Annotated in this window: 18 protein-coding genes and 3 pseudogenes; 7 read left to right on the top strand and 14 right to left on the bottom strand. The window is 41.3% G+C overall.

What is annotated here, in order from left to right:
- The first annotated feature begins 96 nt into the window (after positions 1–96).
- Entirely contained in the window at positions 97–882 is a 786-nt protein-coding gene (locus JO375_RS12800) for a TrmB family transcriptional regulator (RefSeq protein WP_229524839.1), read from the top strand.
- Positions 883–1,507: 625 nt separating this feature from the next.
- Here JO375_RS12800 and JO375_RS12790 read toward each other — a convergent pair.
- The 8 genes and pseudogenes from JO375_RS12790 to JO375_RS12760 form a co-directional block, all read right to left on the bottom strand.
- Entirely contained in the window at positions 1,508–2,545 is a 1,038-nt protein-coding gene (locus tag JO375_RS12790) for a glycosyl hydrolase family 18 protein (protein WP_229524838.1), read from the bottom strand.
- 99 nt (positions 2,546–2,644) lie between these two features.
- Positions 2,645–2,884, bottom strand: a pseudogene (locus tag JO375_RS25030) (multidrug ABC transporter permease); the annotation flags it as partial.
- A 994-nt stretch (positions 2,885–3,878) separates the two neighbouring features.
- Positions 3,879–4,288, bottom strand: a pseudogene (arsC, locus tag JO375_RS12785) (arsenate reductase (thioredoxin)).
- 25 nt (positions 4,289–4,313) lie between these two features.
- Entirely contained in the window at positions 4,314–5,603 is a 1,290-nt protein-coding gene (locus JO375_RS12780) for an arsenic transporter (RefSeq protein ID WP_229524837.1), read from the bottom strand.
- Positions 5,604–5,642: 39 nt separating this feature from the next.
- On the bottom strand, positions 5,643–5,942 hold the full coding sequence (locus JO375_RS12775) for an ArsR/SmtB family transcription factor (RefSeq protein ID WP_229524836.1): 300 nt from the start codon (positions 5,940–5,942) through the stop codon (positions 5,643–5,645).
- Between the two features lie 204 nt (positions 5,943–6,146).
- The gene (locus tag JO375_RS12770) at positions 6,147–6,317 is read right to left on the bottom strand and encodes a hypothetical protein (RefSeq protein WP_229524835.1); all 171 of its coding nucleotides are present in this window, start codon (positions 6,315–6,317) and stop codon (positions 6,147–6,149) included.
- Between the two features lie 20 nt (positions 6,318–6,337).
- Positions 6,338–6,532 carry a small acid-soluble spore protein H gene (locus tag JO375_RS12765; RefSeq protein ID WP_229524834.1) on the bottom strand — a complete coding sequence of 65 codons (195 nt, stop codon included), beginning with the start codon at positions 6,530–6,532 and terminating at the stop codon, positions 6,338–6,340.
- Between the two features lie 313 nt (positions 6,533–6,845).
- On the bottom strand, positions 6,846–7,124 hold the full coding sequence (locus JO375_RS12760) for a hypothetical protein (protein ID WP_229524833.1): 279 nt from the start codon (positions 7,122–7,124) through the stop codon (positions 6,846–6,848).
- Positions 7,125–7,230: 106 nt separating this feature from the next.
- On the opposite strand from JO375_RS12760, the gene JO375_RS12755 reads away from it, so the two are divergent.
- Positions 7,231–7,920: a L,D-transpeptidase family protein gene (locus JO375_RS12755; protein WP_229524832.1), complete on the top strand. Its 690-nt coding sequence runs from the start codon at positions 7,231–7,233 to the stop codon at positions 7,918–7,920.
- A gap of 89 nt (positions 7,921–8,009) precedes the next feature.
- Here the strand turns inward: JO375_RS12755 and spoVAE are convergent, their stop codons facing one another.
- Genes spoVAE through JO375_RS12735 form a run of 4 tightly spaced genes read right to left on the bottom strand, consistent with a single transcriptional unit; the run spans position 8,010 to position 10,747 of the window.
- Positions 8,010–8,360 (bottom strand): stage V sporulation protein AE, encoded by a 351-nt coding sequence (spoVAE, locus tag JO375_RS12750; protein WP_229524831.1) that lies wholly within the window; start codon positions 8,358–8,360, stop codon positions 8,010–8,012.
- Between the two features lies 1 nt (position 8,361).
- Positions 8,362–9,378: a stage V sporulation protein AD gene (gene spoVAD / locus JO375_RS12745; protein WP_229524830.1), complete on the bottom strand. Its 1,017-nt coding sequence runs from the start codon at positions 9,376–9,378 to the stop codon at positions 8,362–8,364.
- 1 nt (position 9,379) lies between these two features.
- Entirely contained in the window at positions 9,380–9,862 is a 483-nt protein-coding gene (gene spoVAC / locus JO375_RS12740) for a stage V sporulation protein AC (RefSeq protein WP_229524829.1), read from the bottom strand.
- A 24-nt stretch (positions 9,863–9,886) separates the two neighbouring features.
- Positions 9,887–10,747: a DUF421 domain-containing protein gene (locus JO375_RS12735; RefSeq protein ID WP_229524828.1), complete on the bottom strand. Its 861-nt coding sequence runs from the start codon at positions 10,745–10,747 to the stop codon at positions 9,887–9,889.
- Between the two features lie 269 nt (positions 10,748–11,016).
- On the opposite strand from JO375_RS12735, the gene JO375_RS12730 reads away from it, so the two are divergent.
- Positions 11,017–11,223 carry a DUF1657 domain-containing protein gene (locus tag JO375_RS12730; RefSeq protein WP_014280765.1) on the top strand — a complete coding sequence of 69 codons (207 nt, stop codon included), beginning with the start codon at positions 11,017–11,019 and terminating at the stop codon, positions 11,221–11,223.
- Positions 11,224–11,616: 393 nt separating this feature from the next.
- On the opposite strand, the gene JO375_RS12720 is transcribed toward JO375_RS12730, so the two are convergent.
- The gene (locus tag JO375_RS12720; RefSeq protein WP_229524827.1) at positions 11,617–11,805 is read right to left on the bottom strand and encodes a hypothetical protein; all 189 of its coding nucleotides are present in this window, start codon (positions 11,803–11,805) and stop codon (positions 11,617–11,619) included.
- A 585-nt stretch (positions 11,806–12,390) separates the two neighbouring features.
- Between JO375_RS12720 and JO375_RS12715 the strand changes: the two genes are divergently transcribed.
- From JO375_RS12715 to JO375_RS25025, 3 genes and pseudogenes are all read left to right on the top strand, one after another.
- The gene (locus JO375_RS12715; protein WP_229524826.1) at positions 12,391–13,185 is read left to right on the top strand and encodes a TrmB family transcriptional regulator; all 795 of its coding nucleotides are present in this window, start codon (positions 12,391–12,393) and stop codon (positions 13,183–13,185) included.
- Positions 13,130–14,116: an alpha/beta hydrolase gene (locus tag JO375_RS12710; protein WP_229524825.1), complete on the top strand. Its 987-nt coding sequence runs from the start codon at positions 13,130–13,132 to the stop codon at positions 14,114–14,116. Before JO375_RS12715 ends, JO375_RS12710 begins: the two co-directional genes overlap by 56 nt.
- A gap of 97 nt (positions 14,117–14,213) precedes the next feature.
- A pseudogene (locus tag JO375_RS25025) lies at positions 14,214–14,375 on the top strand (DUF6220 domain-containing protein); the annotation flags it as partial.
- A 923-nt stretch (positions 14,376–15,298) separates the two neighbouring features.
- Here JO375_RS25025 and JO375_RS12705 read toward each other — a convergent pair.
- The gene (locus JO375_RS12705; RefSeq protein WP_229524824.1) at positions 15,299–16,189 is read right to left on the bottom strand and encodes a ketopantoate reductase family protein; all 891 of its coding nucleotides are present in this window, start codon (positions 16,187–16,189) and stop codon (positions 15,299–15,301) included.
- Positions 16,190–16,323: 134 nt separating this feature from the next.
- Between JO375_RS12705 and JO375_RS12700 the strand changes: the two genes are divergently transcribed.
- A complete protein-coding gene (locus JO375_RS12700; RefSeq protein ID WP_229524823.1) occupies positions 16,324–16,926 on the top strand; it encodes a TetR/AcrR family transcriptional regulator in 603 nt (200 codons plus the stop codon).
- Positions 16,927–17,490 lie beyond the last annotated feature (564 nt).

Here is a 17,490-nt window from a genome sequence, read left to right as displayed (position 1 = left end):
AGTCACTACTCAAATGGTAACTAATTATTTGCTAAATGTAAAGAGTTATTGTAACGTTGAAAATATAGGAAATGAACAATTGGAGGACGAAAAAAAGTGGACTACATAGTGCAGCAGCTCAAAAAATTAGGTTTTAACGAATATGAAGCTAAATCTTATGTATCTCTTGTTAAACAAGGTCCTGTTACAGCCTACCAAGTTAGTAAAGAATCAGGTATCCCAAGAGCACGAATTTATGATGTGTTAAGTAATCTTGTTGAAAAAGGAATTGTCATGAAGGAAGAAATAAATGACACCACTCGATATTCACCTCTACCTGTTGAAATCTTTTTGCAGAAGGCTCAATCAGAGTGGCAATCCACTTATGCAGTAATAAGTGAATCATTAAAAAGTCTAGCAACTTCCGAGGAAAAAGCGGACAATCGAGTGATTACTTTAAAGGACTATAAAACGATAATTAGCTATTGTCAGACATTACTAAAAAAAGCAGAAAAGCGTATTGTCATTTCGATGTGGGATGATATGTATGAGGTGTTAAAGGATAAACTAGCTGAGGCGGCTAATAAAGTCATGGTACAAGGTATTACCCTACATGTTGAAAAACCCATTAAAAACCTAGAAATCCATCGTACAACAACTTATACGGAAACCCCGTCTACAGAGCATTGGTTTATTTTGTCCATTGATTCTAAAGAGATGATTTATGGACCATCATTTGAGGAGCGTAGTGTTGCTTTTTATACAGATGACCCTGTTCATATTTACCTATTAGAGGATTATGTGTGGCATGATGTACTAGTGAATCGACTTGTCAGACGTAGCCAAGACAATTTGGATAATTGGATTACTACAGAGCGAAAGGCATTCTTTATGGGAGAATAACAAGCATTATCTAAATTAAATTTCCTTGTTCAACTAACCTGACCGTAGTTGAACAAGGAGCAATGCATATCCTATACACGACAGCTTACCCACCATACCGAAAAACTGCATAAGGTTCACCTGTCTACTATTTCGGGAGCATGTATCTTGGGTGTGATAAGATGTATCTAGAAGTTAACTAATAAAAGAGAGGGTAATCTAAATGAAAACGCAGAAACTTGGGCAACAGTGAGCTTGTCTTCTCCTATTGGAGCGGAGGGAACAGGCAATTGTCGCTACCAAGTTTACATTTTATCCTAATTGGGGGTTTATTGGAACCCATCCTTATTCCACCAGAATTCAAGCCAGCCCATTTTTTATCCATTTACATTGTCTTTCCCTGTACTTTCTTTGAGCGATAAAACTCATGAAACAGCTTCACCAATGCCCACTTCTCAATCCGCGAAACATACGAGCGAGATATTTCCAATTCACGAGGCGCTCTCTCACTGCGTCTTCTCTGTGTCCGTTCCGGTTGGATCCTGAAGGGAGACGTCTTTGCAAGCTTTTCTTGAGGCTGCGCAGGTGCATGAGGATTACTGTGAACGGCCTTTTGCTCATTCCTAACCTTAAAAGTGAGTACACGTCACTCTAGGCCAGAAGAGATAGCCTCCCAGAATTTTTGATCCTCCATACCCATTGCATAAACTGATACGCCAGCCAACCAGTATCTTTGTGTATATTGCGTCTTATTTTTTATACTTGTTTCGTCTTCATACCAAACCACATGTTCAGATCCATCCGAATCGGTGTAATTGAAATACATCGAACCGGAGGCCTCGTCTCTAACTGGTGTTGCTCCTGTAGTAGCGATTAGTTCAGGAATATCTCTCCACATTACCAAGGAATTACTTTTATTTGCAGGATCAGATAAATTCCAGTCATTCCCGTATTCCGGAATGCCCATGAGCACCTTTTTAGAAGGAATATAATCGATGGCGAATTTGAGAGAAGATTCTATCCATGGAGCACTTGCGACAGAACCTGGGTCTCCCCATACCCCATGTTCATCATAAGTCATCACCTGTATAAAGTCGGCGGCTTTTCCCAGTGCCTCATAATCATATGCACCTGTCCAATCATCTGAAGAATCGTCTGACGATTTTGCTGGAACGGAGACCATTGTTAGTAATTTGTTGGCCTTCATTGTTTTCGAAACCTCTTCAACGAACGTAGTCATTGCTTTACGATCCTTTGGCGAAACAGCTTCGAAGTCAATGTTAATGCCTTTATACTTATTTTTTTTCACAAGGGACAGCATATTTTTTATAAGCTTATTTTTTACTTTGGAATTGGTGAGTACTTCATGTGCAATGTTGCTATCCCACTCATTTGCGCCAAAATTCGACACCAATGCATATGGTAATACGTCTACTGAATTTGCGTAGGAGACGTCTTGCCTCGGTACATTCCCTACAAGATTACCATTACGATCAGTATTAAACGTATCAGTAGAAATTTGATTCATATATGTATGAAATTGGCGAAACGCTTTAGTAGAATCAGCAGTATAATATCCCAGAATAATTTTAGAATCAGCATAAGATTTCGCAGCAGGAACGGCAAACAGTGAAGCTAATAAGGCTGTAATTATAACAACCTTTTGTATTTTTCTAAAATTCATGTAAGTGCCTCCTATGGGTTTTCTACATTCCAAGGTTAGAACAGATTCGATTATTAAAATTAATAAGAGTAATCAAGAATTACATGTGTTTTCCTTGCAGGTAATGGGTCCTTTTTCAATAAATATAATTTGGTCTGCCCAACTACAATAGAAAGACAAAGAGCAATTATGAAAGTCGTTCGTCCTTTCATTAAGTCTCTTAATGCTTTCTGTACGGCATTTCCAATTTGTTATTTAAGCTGACGTAGCTTTATCCAGCATAAAGATTTTGGGATTTTGTAACAATGCTCACTCGATTGTGATTCTCTAGCATTGTCCCCCCGATAACTTCATTCCTCTTTAATTGAAAATTTTACTAAAAATTATAAATTGCTTTGGCAGGAAACCATAAATCTCTCTACAATTAAGATGGATGTTTTGAGTTTAAGTGTTGGTCTACTGACAACGGTTCGTCCATTGTAATTTATGTAATGGACTTCGAGCGAATAATCTTGGAATAATCCATTTAAGATAATGGATATATGCATTTCCGCAAATTCATTAGCGATCATTCTCTGCGTTTGATAAGGATCTAGTGAGCAGTTATGTCAGGGAGGAATGGTATCATTTACATCTAATGGATAGACACCATTTACAGGCATACGCCTTCAATACCGGCATCAATGTAGAGCAAATCTTCTTCTTCTTCGAAAAATTGATTCATTATGATTCGGGAAAAGTCGTTGTCTACAGCCCCAATCAACACATTTTGAATTACTGTACTCGAATCAGTCGAATAATCAATGTTCGAGAATAATTCCCTCAGCTTTATGATGACTTACATCTGCCGAAATGAATGGCTGTCTAAATAGGTTCTTTTATTCTATTAAGTCGGGATCAGCTATTATTAGAGATGAACTAACGTTTTCAAATGCAAACATCATTTTAGCCAGACCTGTACCAACAAACCACCTGTACCTCCGGCTCCAATTAGTACTATGTTAAAGTGTATTTTCTTATTTTTATTTTTAGGTAAATATTTACTATGGTTGTGGTAGTCTAATAAATTAAGCATTCATCAGACCTCTTTTCTTCTCAATGATAACTTTTTCACGCCATTCTTGTGGGTAAGGAATATAATTTTGCTTGAACGGTCTTTCTGAGTCAGGTTTCATATGGTCTGCAATATCCTGTAAAGGATAGTCGCCTTCAAATATGACGGAAGGCTGTAGGTTAATAAATTTTCCTGATAAACCAGCTCTAAAAAAGTCCCGCTCAAAAATTGTTATCAGGACTGTACTTTTCTCTATTTTTTTAAAAAATAAGCCGGGATTGCCCCCGGCTGAACGTTCTACTATTCTCCGGTTTCCGTAAAATGTTTAATGCGTTCTCCCGCTTGATCACGAACTCGCTGGAAAACAGCCCATTTCTCTTCTTCCGCTCCTGCTGCTTTAGCCGGATCATCAAATCCCCAATGCTCACGACGAACTTGTGAAGGTGTGACGGGGCATTTATCAGCCGCATCCCCGCACAATGTCACAACCAAATCGGCGCTGTTTAGCAAGACCGGATCAATGATATCCGAAGTTTGACCTGAAATATCGATTTCTGCTTCTGCACTGCTTTAAGATTAAGGCCGTGGGCTTCAATACCTGCACTGTACACGTCCCAGTCGTCTCCCAAGTATTTCTTGGCTCAGCCTTCTGTCATTTGACTCCGGCAAGAATTACCGGTGCACAAAAAGTAAATTGTCTTTTTCCCCATGATAAACGTCTCCTTTAAGGTTCAATTATGAAATAACTAGCCACAGGTATAGTCCCAGCAGGGTAATGAAAAGTGCAGGAACCGTTAAAATAATGCCTGTTTTCAAATAAGTTCCCCAAGAGATTTTCACGCCTTTAGAGCCAAGCACATGCAGCCATAATAATGTCGCCAATGAACCAATCGGGGTTATTTTCGGCCCCAAATCCGATCCAATCACATTGGCATAAATCAGCGCCTCTTTGATCATGCTGGTAGTATGGGTGGCATTTATGGCAAGCGCATTAATCATGACCGTAGGCATGTTATTCATCACTGACGAGATGACTGCAGCGATAAAGCCCATACTCATGGTGGCCACAAACATCCCTTGATCAGCAGCCGCTTGAATCACATGAGCCAGCAGATCTGTTAAACCTGCATTACGCAGACCATACACCACAACATACATCCCGATGGAGAAAAATACGATGGCCCATGGAGCGCCTTTAAGGACTTCTTTTATCGGTACCGCAGTGCTTCTTCTCGCCATCAGCAAGAAAAATAAGGCAATCACGCCAGCTACCGCCGAAACAGGAATATTAAAAAATTCGGACACAAAGTATCCAACCAACAGCACCGCGAGAACAAACCAGGACATGCGGAACATTTTTGGGTCTTTAATCGCTTCTGCAGGCATTATTAACTGTGCAGCATCAAATGTTCTCGGAATCCTTTTGCGGAAAAAGAGATACAATACCACAATACTAGCCGCTAAGGAAAATAAATTAGGCACAATCATGCGACTCGCATATTCCATAAACGTGATCCCAAAGAAATCGGCTGATACAATGTTCACCAGGTTGCTGACTACAAGCGGAAGCGACGTCGTGTCGGCAATAAATCCGCTTGCCATGATGAAAGGGAAAACCATTTTCTCATCCAATTTCAGCGCTCGAACCATCGCAAGTACAATGGGCGTCAGGATTAAGGCTGCGCCGTCATTGGCAAAAAAAGCAGCCACAACGGCACCCAGTATGGTCACATAAACAAACATCCGGGTTCCGCTTCCCCGCGCAGCCCGCGCCATGTGAAGTGCTGCCCATTCGAAGAAGCCGATTTTATCAAACACCAACGAAATCAGAATAATGGCCACAAAAGTCAAAGTCGCATTCCAGACAATCCGGGTAACTTCCCAAACATCATGCAAATCGACGACACCCACCAGTAGAGCAAGTACGGCTCCCCCGCAGGCTGACCAGCCAATAGACAGATTTTTAGGCTGCCAGATCACCAACACTAAAGTGGCTAAGAATATAATGCATGCCAACAAAACCAATGTTCAAACCCCCATCACCTTATAAGTATATACTTATATCTAAAACAACATTTTTAAAATATGCTTTGAATCCTGTATACATTCAAGCACAGCTTGAATATGCGGCTTGTCGTCTACGTTTAAGGAATAATATACCCATTGTCCTCGTCTTTCTTCTTTTACAATCCCTTTCGACTTTAATTTTCTTAAATGCTGGCTAATGCCTGGCTGCGAAATATCGAAGATATCCACAAACTCGCAAACACACCATTCTCGTTCTTTTAACAGGGAAAGCATGGCCAGCCGCGTTTTATCCCCCAATAGCTTTAAGTGATCGGCTACATAATCAAGTTGTTGCATTGTGTAACCCCCTTAAGGATATAACTATATGATTATATACTAGTCAAATTCCATTTTAAAATCCAGAAAAAAAACTCGTATTTCACATCTCGGGTAATAGCATCAAACTATACGCGAAAAGCTGATGGACAAAACCATGTAAAAAGTGATTTTGAACAAATAAAAAAGCACGCAGCAGGATATCTGTGCGCGCTTGGTCATTCTCTATTTTTCCTCCAACTCATCCGGTACATCGTATTTGTTGATATGTGAGGTCATCGCAGCAACTGCTTCGCTGGCATTCGTCGTGGCAGGTACTTCTCTTACCACATCATCAGTCTGGTCACGAAAATTCAAACGGTCAGCCTCGACGACTTTCTGTTGATTGGGTTTCATTTTCTCGTATCGCTCCTTTTTTATTCCAGGGTCTGATCTCGCTCTGTTAATGTGTACAAAGGTACTTCCCGCTCCTCCTCCGGATGATTCAGCGCATAGATGCGTGCCGTCTCACTCTGCTCGTTCACATGCTGAATATAAATGGGTTGTCCATCACACAGCACATTCGCCATTATGGGAGAAGATGCTATTTCTTGTGCTCTTTGAACATTCATGCTGAAAAACCTCCTTTACTGAGTAGCGCTCATCTTTACTATGCACGAGGCAAATATTTGTTATACAAAGCTGGCCAATCTCGGGTTTATTTTCACATGCGCTTCAACTGCTCGAACCGCTCGTACAGCTCTGTAAATTGCACGGCCATATTCAATCCTCCTGGCTTATAATAAATCACTAATACCCCATTCGCCGTGATTTATAAAACTCTAGCGTCCGGCATAAGCTTGCTAAAATCAATTTTTTTGTTGACAATGATGTTGTTTTTCTCAAAGTTTGTTAAGCTAATGGCAGTTTAACCCTAAGCTGCTGTTAAGTATTTTTAAATAAGTCTATCACGCCATTAAAATGAATTTCACTCAACTGTTCTATGATCTCTTCTACCCCCAAATTCTCATAATCCGTAATCCAGAGACAAATCACGCCTACTAATCCAGAAATCATGTATTCTAGACCAACTTTCATCTTTCGATCATGAGAAGGATCACTGATATCAAAAAGAATAAATTTTTTATGTCGCCTAAAGGTATTTTCGTTGATTGCTGCCGGATATTTACACCATTTGGGTTTGTAAAAATCATGCTTTCTCACATAGGAATAGACAAAGACCGTTAGGTAAAAAATAAGGTTGTCCAGTAATATGCTTTTCTCTGCCCTGCTACCTTAATACGAAATGGTGATAATAATGAAGCTTAGCATGCATTCACCCCCTCTTCGAATTGTCGTACTGGTTTCGCTTCTTTACTTGTCTGCCCTTTTCCGGGGGATAAGTGTACATGCCGATCCGTCATTACCGATCGTATCTGAACAAGGAGTATACGCAATCGAAATCTTTCCTCGGAAGCACCAACTTATTGTACGAGCGAATGGGAAAAAGGTGAAAATGTATCGGGTCGCTGTTGGAAATCATTCAACCCCTACACCCATTGGGGAATATAAAATTGTATACAAAGGGGAAAACTGGGGACCGTCTTTTGGTCCGCGTTGGCTTGGATTAAATGTGCCTTGGGGATATTACGGCATTCATGGAACCAATAGGCCGTATTCTATTGGGCAGCATAAAAGCCATGGTTGTATTCGAATGTGGAATCACGATGTCAAGGAATTGTATAATCTGATCCCTCTAGGCACAAAAGTGATCATATTTGGCCATGTATTAGGGGAGTCTGATCGAGATCCAAAGGACTTGGCGGAAGGTGACGTCGGGGGAGAGGTACAATTGATTCAATCTCGCTTGAAGAGCGCAGGTTACTTCAAAGGAATTTGCAATGGCAAGTTTCGCTCCGATACTACTGCTGCCCTAAAACGATATCAGCGTGATCACCAGATGTCCCCAACTGGCATCGTCACGATCAACGTATATAAGGAACTGGGACTATTGGAGTAATATAATCACCACCTTCCTATCAAGGCCGCAGACCATTGAACGAACTGATCAAACAGTTCGTTCAACTCTTCAGTCATTAAGGTAGCCACTTAACCTTTTGGCTTAATCAGCAAGGCTGCCAAAAATGAGAAAATAATGGCTGCCGAAATACCTGAGCTGGTGACCTTGAATATACCGGTAATGACTCCGATCCATCCGTCTTTCTGTAATTCCTCCAAAGCGCCGTGAACCAGGGAGTTTCCAAAACTAGTGATTGGAACAGAAGCTCCGGCCCCGGCAAACTTAACGAGCGGGTCATAAAAGCCAAGTCCGTCCGCGACTGCTCCCAGCACGACAAGTAATGTCATGGTATGAGCTGGAGTCAGTTTAAACACATCGAAACAAATCTGTCCGAATACGCAAATTGCGCCCCCTACAAGAAAGGCCCATAAAAAGATCATGTCAGATTCCCCTTCCTGATTCGATCGCTACAGCATGTGCGATACTAGGAATACTTTCTCCTTGTTGGTACGAAAGCGGTGATAAGAGCGCCCCGGTAGCAACAACAAGCATGCGTTTGATTTCTCCCATTCGCATGCGTTTCAATAAGTGACCGTAGGTAACAACGGCCGAACAACCACAACCGCTTGCCCCCGCCTGCACCATCTGAGTATCATAGTCGTAAATCATCATGCCACAGTCGGCATACTCCGTTTGATGCATCGGAACGTTATGTTTTTCAAACAATTTGCAGGCAATGTCATAGCCTACTTTACCCAGATCGCCTGTGACGATCAGATCATAATAACCGGGCTCGATTTGTAAATCCCGAAAATGAGCTTGAATGGTGTCCACCGCAGCAGGTGCCATGGCTGCCCCCATATTAAAGGGATCGGTAATGCCCATATCGATAACCCGGCCAATTGTCGCTGACGTGATGACAGGCCCTTCCCCTTCTTGCGAAACGATCGCTGCACCGGCACCGGTCACGGTATATTGGGCAGTTGGCGGCTTTTGTGAACCGTATTCTGTCGGATACCGGAACTGCTTCTCTACGCTTGAATTATGACTGCAGGTCCCTGCCAGTATGAATTTTGCTGCTCCACTATTGACGAGTGCGGACGCAAGAGCCAAGCTTTCCATCGAGGTTGAACAGGCACCGAACACACCAAGATAGGGGATCGACAGCGTACGAGCAGCAAAGCTGGTGCTGATGATTTGATTCATCAAATCGCCGCCAATATGAAAATGGACTTGCTCCTTGGTTAACTCTGCTTTTTCAATCGCCAGTTTTGCGGCCTGTTCAATCAATATTTTTTCAGCTTTTTCCCAGCTTTCTTCTTCCAGCATGGAGTCACCATGTATGATGTCAAAATCGCCGGCAAGCGGCCCTCTGCCTTCAAATGGGCCAACTACGGTCGCCGAAGCCTTAATCTTCGGTTTATTTTCAAAGATCCAACTTTGATGCCCTTTTAGCATATCAGTGTCCTCCTCCAGTTCCCTTAAGCACAAACGTGATGATCCCGACAACAAATGCCGCTACAGTTCCAAAAACAATAACCGGACCAGCAAGTTTAAACATTTTTCCGCCGACACCTAATACAAAACCTTCACTGCGATGTTCAATAGCGGCGGATGCCATTGAATTTGCAAAGCCAGTTACGGGAACAGCCGAACCGGCACCCGCCCATTGCCCTAATTTGTCATATAGGCCAAGGCTCGTTAAAATAACGGAAATGAGAATTAGCACGGCAACAGTGGGATTGGCTGCTTTTTTTTCATCAAAGCCGGCCCAATGAACAAACATTTCCTGAATGGCTTGTCCAATCACACAAATCAGCCCCCCGGCAAGAAACGCACGCCAGCAGTTTTGGAATAAGGGCCGTTTGGGTTCAAGCTGGTTGGCGAGCTGTTGGTACTCCTGTTGGACTGGCGTTGCTTTTTTCATCTTTTCATTGCTCATTTTTAATCCTCCTGATCATCTTGTCTAACGAATGAGTAGCGGTCTGACTTCCTTAATGACCTGTGCCAGCTCTTTGGCGCATTCTTCATACATTTTTTTTGCATTTGGCGCTGTGGTGGACAGGCTGAACATTTCAAGATCCGCTTCACATTTTTTTAAAGTCGACAGTAAAGTAGCTTTATTCTGAGGCTTAGGGACTCTGATCTGATCGTCAAATAAGTCAACATAAAGCTGGCCATAGGCATCTACCTGGCCAAGAACCACGTTTTCAACTGCAACGCCTATCTTTTCGAGTTCCGTATCCAACCAACCCCGGTTGAGTCCCATCACAGCCAATGGTTCATCCATGACATTTCCATCCATAATGACTATCTGCGGTTCCTTTTCGGGCGCGACTGTAATGCCAAGGTGTTTGGGTGTTAGAGGTTGATTTTCTTTCGTTAGCAGGACGTCCATTTCTCCATTCGGTTCCATAATCGCAAATTCTACATCCGACACTAGAAAAACATCTTTTTTTCGCAACTGTTGCATCAGTTCGTCAGTGGTAAGTCGTTCCTTCTTAAGGTTATCCTCCAATATTTTTCCGTCTTTAATTATGACCCTTGGCTTACCATCGATAAAATCCCTTGCTTTTTTGCTCTTAAGTTGTAAAAACTCGATCCCTAAAGAGACGCATACCCATACAGACAATGAAATGACACTTAAATGCCATTTTTGGTCCATCTCCAGTGAAGTATAGGCTGCTAAGCTTCCGATCGTGATCCCGGTTATGTACTCAAAAAAGGATAGTTGGGAAACCTGCCTCTTTCCCAATATCTTAGTCATTATAAAAAGTACGACAATCGCTAACAATGTTCGTAGTGAAATAAGTAACCAATCTGGCATCATGTAGCCCCCTTTATCTTTGCACAAGTGTAACTTTCCCAATTGATGGTAAACCTTATATATGCAAGATTGTCAGTTTTTCACCTTTTTATTCATTTGAATGTAAATCTTCATTTTTTGTTCCAGTTCATTTTCCTTTGATTTGCTTTTTATCTCCCTTACTGGTGTATGATTTCGAAAAAAGGGGATACATTATATATGTTGCCTGGGCAGGAATAGCAGTATTTTTGTTCCTCACGCCCTTAATCCGTAAAAGGAGGTGAATTGAAATGACCGTAGCTTCCGATGTCAAAACATGTGTTGCTTCTTTAAAAAGCGCTCAAGCTAGCTTAGAAACATTCGCGTTGAGCACCCAAAATCAAGAAGCAAAAACACTTTTTACAAACGCGGCTCAGCAAACACAACAAATTTTGCAGCAAGTTGAAGGCCGAGTACAACAGTTAGAGAATGAAGAACCACAATACAAAGGTTTCTAAGAATGAGAAAACAAAAACAGCCATGTTCATAAGAGCATGGCTGTTCTTCTGTTCCCAAAAACATGAAACGAGTAAGGGACTCCCCGAAATGGCACGCGTCACAAGCGTATCCAAATTCATATTATCCATCTTGCAAAAAGAAAAAAAAGGATCCAGGTTAACCTTTTGATCAGATTGGCCATGGCATGGAATCCGAGTGGTTCCTGAATTTCATTTCGTATATTCTTACCCCTTTTTACGGTTATGTTTATTATTACTTTTCTCGCTTTGACTCGACGAATCGCCACTTACAAGTATTATTGGCTATATAGAACTCTTAAGAACAAATTCATTTCAAAATAAAGATGAATATACGCGATTTGGTCAGAACACTTATAACAAAGCTATGAAGAACTATCGCACTTGGCTTGACAATCTGTCAAGAATAATAAATTTCGCTTCATCATGAACCAATTCGATCACTTTATCAATCTGTTTGCTTCCTAGTGCTTGAAAATACTTGTTAGCACCTGTTGGGCACTTTGCATTTTCTACTAATCTTCCTTCGAATAGACGGAATAAGCTTTGCACAATCCATAACATATTTAACTACCATCCTGTCCGTTGGCTTAACGCCGCCGCTGCCAGTCTAGAACTATATTTTCACGGTCTAACACTTTATTTTCTCAGTCTATAACTTTATTTTCATTAAACAGCCAGTTGTCCTTTTCGGCATGTCTAACGGAGCTCGTAAGGGAGTGTTGTTTAAACCCTCACCGAAGGTAAACCAAAGCTCACGGGTATCATACCATTCCATGGACATAATCAAGAATCTCTCTTGAAACTGACTGCTTCGCTCGAAAACCTTTCAGAACACCCCATCTCCAAAGCAATTGTCCAAAGCGCAAAAGACGAAGGAATCACTCTTGGGGTCCCACCAACATTTTAACGAAAATATACGATAAGCCTTAAATCATGCCTGGCTTAGCGTTTACTCTAAGCCGAGACAGCCCTCTTGCATCTGCAAGGGGCTATGATTCGGCTTTTTTTGTCGGTTTCATTGGCCGAAGCGTTAAGCTAACCGACAGTAATGCTTACGTTTTAAGATAATGGGGACAATTTTTATTGACATGAATTAACTTGCGGTATATAGTGGTTCCATATAAAACTACTAAAGGAAGTGTGCTGATGGAGCAGATGATATCTCATCTTATGAAGCTAGGTTTCACCGAGTTAGAAAGTAAATGTATCGTCGTATTAGCAGAAAACCAAAAAATGACTGGTTATGAGGTAGCAAAGAAACTTGGTGTTTCACGGTCAAATGTATATGCGACTCTTCAGACCCTTTTAGATAAAGGGATGTTATTAAGTTCGGTAGGGGATGTTACACATTTTCATGCAATCCCTATTGATGAGATCCAAGGTAAAATTCAAAAAAACATGGATTCTTCATTTGATTTCCTAAAACAGCACTTCCCTTCCAATGTTCGCAGCCTGGATGACTTTTATACCATTGACGGAGAAAAACAAGTTGTTGAACGAATTACTTGGGAGTTACACAGAGCGGAGCAAGTAATTTTAGCAGATTTTTGGTCGGAGGAGGCACAACTACTAGGCGATCTATTATTGGAGAATGAGAAAAAGGGTGTTTCCGTGCTTATTTCTACAGTGGGTCATGTTGATTTGCCTTTGAAAAGTAAACTGATTGATGACAGAGAGGAATCATGGCAAGAAGACGGTTGGAGAAAATTCTCTTTTTTAATCGATAGAAAAGTAGCGATTATTGGGGTCAGAGGAAGCAACGTGGCTACAAAGGCATTAATCACCGAACATCCTGCTTTAACAAAACTATTGCTTAACAACTTCTTCCACGATGTGGTCATCCACGAAATTATGCACGATATGAAGGAAGAGCTGGAAACACGCTATGGCAGAAATTTTGAAGAGATCCATAGAAAATACACAGGAAAAGGTTGGAGCTGAAGTGCAAACTAATATCCATACAGCGAAGATGCCTAAAAGAAAGAAATTGATCAAATGGATATTATCCGCGTTTCTCTTTCTCGTTGTTCTGCTTGTCGGCTTTTCATTTCTCGTTTCTTATAAGTTGACTCATTTAACCCAAAATACAGATTCTTTTTATTCGCTGGATTACCCATACGAAAAGGTTTCATTCAAGAGCAGTGAAGGTGATCGAACGATTAAGGGAGTATTTTTTCCTGCAAATAATAGCAACCAGACGCTCGTCGTCGTTCACGGATACGGGAGTAACCGTTGGGTGAAAGGTCGCACTGAAAAGCTTGTGGCACATTTTATACCTGAGGGTTACAATATCTTGGCTTTTGATTTAAGTGGACAAGGCGAGTCAGACGGAAAAATGGTTACACTGGGGTATAATGAGCAAAAAGATTTGGAAGGTGCCTTATCTTATCTTAAAGAACGGGGACAAGCCGGGAAGAAAATTGCGGTACTTGGATTTTCTATGGGCGGGGCAACTTCCTTAATGGTTGCCAGCCACGATGATCGAATAGATGCTGTAATTGCGGACAGTTCGTTTAGCAATGCGAATTTGTTTTTATCAGAAGGGCTTTCATACTTTACACATCTTCCTTCTTTTCCGTTTAACCCGCTGATAATTGGAGTTGTGAAATATGCATATGGGATTCCGTTAGAACAATTGTCTCCAATCGATGACCTGAAGACAGTAAAATCAAAGCCAGTGTTTTTGATACACACAAAGGCTGACCTCCAAATACCATATGAAAATTCAGTACAACTTTATAATTCCCTAAAGTCAAACCCAAATGCAAAACTATGGACGCCGCAAAAGGGTGATCATATGGATGCAATTAACGAATACACCGATGAGTATATGAACAATGTCAGTTCATTTCTAAAAGAGTCATTGAAATAATGATGATAGGAAAAACACGATGATAAAATACAAATGGGCATTCACCATTCTGGTAACCTTTTTCTTACTGTGTATAATGACATAGGTACTCTTAACTGGCCTGGCTACATTTGATGATTCATTGTATTGGATGAGGCATACAAGTTTTGTGGATTATTTTCAATTCTTACCCATCGCTATGTTCTTGCTATCCATAGTCGGAAAAGTGAACAGGGAACTAAGTTGCATTATTTTTGTTTTGGCTTTCAATTCGCACTAATTTTGTCACCAGTTAATAATTAAACAGAAGCCGATTATTCCTGTCTTAGCGTAGGAAAAATCGGCTTATTCATCGGTTATCTTGATCCTCTTTTTCTTAAAGGAAAAAGAATCACGTGGCACCGGAAAACAGGCAAAACTCCCTCAAATCGGGTTTAGGAACTTAAAACGTCGGTTTGTATGGTTTTCCTTGATTTCAACCCTGTTTACGGTCGGCAATTTCTCTGATGCGTTTCGCTTTGCAGGGGCAAGACACGAGAATGCTTCCTTCTCTTATTCCACTTGCTTTTTTCACGTTTAATTTAACCGGTAGTATTTTATCCATGTCAGTAGGCATGCTTTCGGATCGCATTGGTCGTCGTCCGGTACTGATCTCGGATTTGTGATCTTTGCTCCTATTTATTTTGGATTTGGCATTGCGAAGAACGTCACATGGATGGATACTGTTCATCTTGTACGGGCTTTATTATGCGTTTACGGAAGGTATACAGAAGGCTTAATTGCCGATATTGTACCTGAAGGCCAGCGAGTATTGCTATGGGCACATACAACGCGATGATCGGCATCGCCGCATTACCAACCAGTTGTCCGATGGAAATAAAGTTTTAGACAGGAAGGCTTGATATTACGGGCTTTGAGAAAGGGATAATCGTCAGATTGCTGGAACTTAGTATTAGATGACCCCAGAAATCTCTGGTTGACCTAATAATACGAAATAAAGTCCTAGACTGTCGCTGATTTCATTGAACTAACGTTCCACGTCGTAATACCCGGAGCAATCAAGGAGGCCGACCATCTTGGAATATAAGTTTGAAACATATTCCAATGGCCCCAGAACAGCACGACAGTGGTTTTGCGAATGATCAAGTATGGATAAATGAAAAGAACTGGAGCTTATTGAAACTCCCATGAAAAGCCTTAATATCATCGTTGTGACATCTCTTTGTGAAACGTCTCATCCAACAACATGATTTCTGCTTTTTGATTTACGGCATGATTTCCAAGCATAACATCAATGATAAAGTCATTACTCAACATCTGACGGTAACGAGAAATAATATCGTTGTCTGGCAATTCACCCATCGCCTTTGTTTCGGGTGGGATTACCGGTATTCCGGCGTGTTCTACCAGTTGAATGTTTTGTTTAATATCAGCTGCAATCTTACATAAAATGCTTTCACTTTTTGCTGTCTCTACATCCACCATTCCATCTTCTGTGTAGAAATGCTTGTTGACGATAGCCAAAGCAGTATGAGAGATATGGAATGCTAAAATGTTTTTTTGGATTTCATATTGCAAATCCACCGTTTCAAATATTTTGGCAAGATCTTTTACTCTTTCGGTTACCAGTCCATTTATTTCACCAAAAATGGTTCCTTGATGTTTTTCGGATCCGAATTGGGCGTATAGAACATCCTCTTTAATGTCTCCACCGGCACCCGGGAATCCTGGGAGTAACCGATCACCCACGATTTCAAGCCAGTGATCATATCCCATGGTGTTGGTCAAGGTGACTATGGTCTTGCTCTGATTATTCTTAATAACAGTTAAGGCAGATTCGACCTGATCATATCGTACGGGAACAAAAATGTAATCATAAACGTCATCATCTTCTAACTTATCTATCGTCTTGATCGGTATTTGCTTAATCGTTCCATTATCGTTGTATCGCAGTCCGTTCTTTTTCAGCTCATCCAATCTCTTTCCGCGTGCCAACACTGTTACGTCCAATCCGTACTGTGCAAATCGGAGAGCGTAGACACTGCCAATCACACCAGCACCAAATATCAAGAGCCTATTTTGTCTAATGCCCATTATGCTCCTTCCTTCAGCTAAATTGTCAGAGTTTGCTTAAGCAACACCTGCTGTTTTAAAATATTATTACCGTACTCTTATGATTCCAACCAGCAGATGATGTGGAAAGTAGCTTAAACAACACTCTAGGATATATGATGTTTAAGAAGGGATTTGATTTGGTGAATTTGCAGGATCCAAGGGTATTGCGTACACGACAGTTAATAAGGGAAGCTTTCAGTGAATTGTTGCGGACTAAAGGATTTGATGCAATATCCATAAAGGATATCGCTCAGAATGCTACCATTAACCGCGCTACCTTTTATGACCATTATGTAGATAAATATGCTTTGCTTGACGAGACAATTGAGCAGGCTTTTCACGGGATGATCCCTGAAGAAGTGAAGTTATCGAGGGAATTCACAGAAGAAATATGCGATCAATTGATCTTGATGACACATAGCTATATTGTAGACTTTTATCGAATATGCAGAATGGATTCCAAATTCATTGCTAAACTTGTCGATGAAAAAATAAAGAAAATGTTGGAGCAAACAATTGAGAGCATATTTTTAAAAGAAGAAAACCACCAGTTGCCAGCCTACGATTATATAAAGATCATTTCGGCCATGACAAGCTCAACGATCTATGGTGCTGCATATCGTTGGTTTACGGATGGGGAAAATGATCGAACTGATTTACTCGCAAAGATTGTTCGTCCTTATGTGATGAATGGTCTTGGTTTGTATCACAAGTGATGAATATTTTAATCCAACGAGCTCGATCCAATTGCTGTTCTTCCTCCAGCTCCTATGGGCCTGCTCGAGCCGCTGCAGTTCATCTTCCTGGGGTATCGCGGCGTTCGCCGTGATCACGGCCAGGACGTCCGCTCAAGCCCCTGCAGATCATCATCCTGATCGTTAGCTTAATGAAAATCGTGGCAGTCTAATACTTTATTTTCTCAGGACATTTAGTACACAACTTTATTGTCAGAATACACCCGCAGCATAGTCATAACCACCGGCTTAGCCGATGGCTTCCATCAGCCCTATAAGGGCATGGTACTAACAAGCGCCTAAAAAGGCGCACTGAAAGTCTGCCAACCGCAAACGGTCCCGGGCTTGCCCCTCAAAGGGGCTTCTTTATTTGCCCTTCCTATCGACTCAGACCGGCTATCATCTTATCATATAGGTCAAGGGATTCTTACTCATAGCTTTAAGCTTTCCTGAACCCCAGTTGAATTTGGGGTTTTCTTAATCGAGTAGGAGGCTACTGTTAGTTGAGTAGCCGACCTCTCACACCCCCGTACGTACCGTTCGGTA

This window comes from Paenibacillus farraposensis (assembly GCF_020736845.1).
Classification (GTDB): domain Bacteria; phylum Bacillota; class Bacilli; order Paenibacillales; family Paenibacillaceae; genus Paenibacillus; species Paenibacillus farraposensis.
Note: the sequence above shows the minus strand (reverse complement) of the source record. Positions and strands in the feature narration are given on the sequence as shown.

What these genes read in the sequence shown, in the direction of transcription:
- JO375_RS12730 (WP_014280765.1), top strand. Translation starts at nt 11,017, where the DNA reads ATGACCGTAGCTTCCGATGTCAAAACATGTGTTGCTTCTTTAAAAAGC.
- JO375_RS12700 (WP_229524823.1), top strand. Translation starts at nt 16,324, where the DNA reads ATGATGTTTAAGAAGGGATTTGATTTGGTGAATTTGCAGGATCCAAGG.
- JO375_RS12765 (WP_229524834.1), bottom strand. Translation starts at nt 6,532, where the DNA reads ATGAATGTTCAAAGAGCACAAGAAATAGCATCTTCTCCCATAATGGCG.
- JO375_RS12705 (WP_229524824.1), bottom strand. Translation starts at nt 16,189, where the DNA reads ATGGGCATTAGACAAAATAGGCTCTTGATATTTGGTGCTGGTGTGATT.
- JO375_RS12775 (WP_229524836.1), bottom strand. Translation starts at nt 5,942, where the DNA reads ATGCAACAACTTGATTATGTAGCCGATCACTTAAAGCTATTGGGGGAT.
- JO375_RS12715 (WP_229524826.1), top strand. Translation starts at nt 12,391, where the DNA reads ATGGAGCAGATGATATCTCATCTTATGAAGCTAGGTTTCACCGAGTTA.
- JO375_RS12755 (WP_229524832.1), top strand. Translation starts at nt 7,231, where the DNA reads ATGCATTCACCCCCTCTTCGAATTGTCGTACTGGTTTCGCTTCTTTAC.
- JO375_RS12735 (WP_229524828.1), bottom strand. Translation starts at nt 10,747, where the DNA reads ATGCCAGATTGGTTACTTATTTCACTACGAACATTGTTAGCGATTGTC.
- JO375_RS12790 (WP_229524838.1), bottom strand. Translation starts at nt 2,545, where the DNA reads ATGAATTTTAGAAAAATACAAAAGGTTGTTATAATTACAGCCTTATTA.
- JO375_RS12720 (WP_229524827.1), bottom strand. Translation starts at nt 11,805, where the DNA reads ATGTTATGGATTGTGCAAAGCTTATTCCGTCTATTCGAAGGAAGATTA.
- spoVAC (WP_229524829.1), bottom strand. Translation starts at nt 9,862, where the DNA reads ATGAGCAATGAAAAGATGAAAAAAGCAACGCCAGTCCAACAGGAGTAC.
- JO375_RS12770 (WP_229524835.1), bottom strand. Translation starts at nt 6,317, where the DNA reads ATGAAACCCAATCAACAGAAAGTCGTCGAGGCTGACCGTTTGAATTTT.
- JO375_RS12710 (WP_229524825.1), top strand. Translation starts at nt 13,130, where the DNA reads ATGGCAGAAATTTTGAAGAGATCCATAGAAAATACACAGGAAAAGGTT.
- spoVAD (WP_229524830.1), bottom strand. Translation starts at nt 9,378, where the DNA reads ATGCTAAAAGGGCATCAAAGTTGGATCTTTGAAAATAAACCGAAGATT.
- spoVAE (WP_229524831.1), bottom strand. Translation starts at nt 8,360, where the DNA reads ATGATCTTTTTATGGGCCTTTCTTGTAGGGGGCGCAATTTGCGTATTC.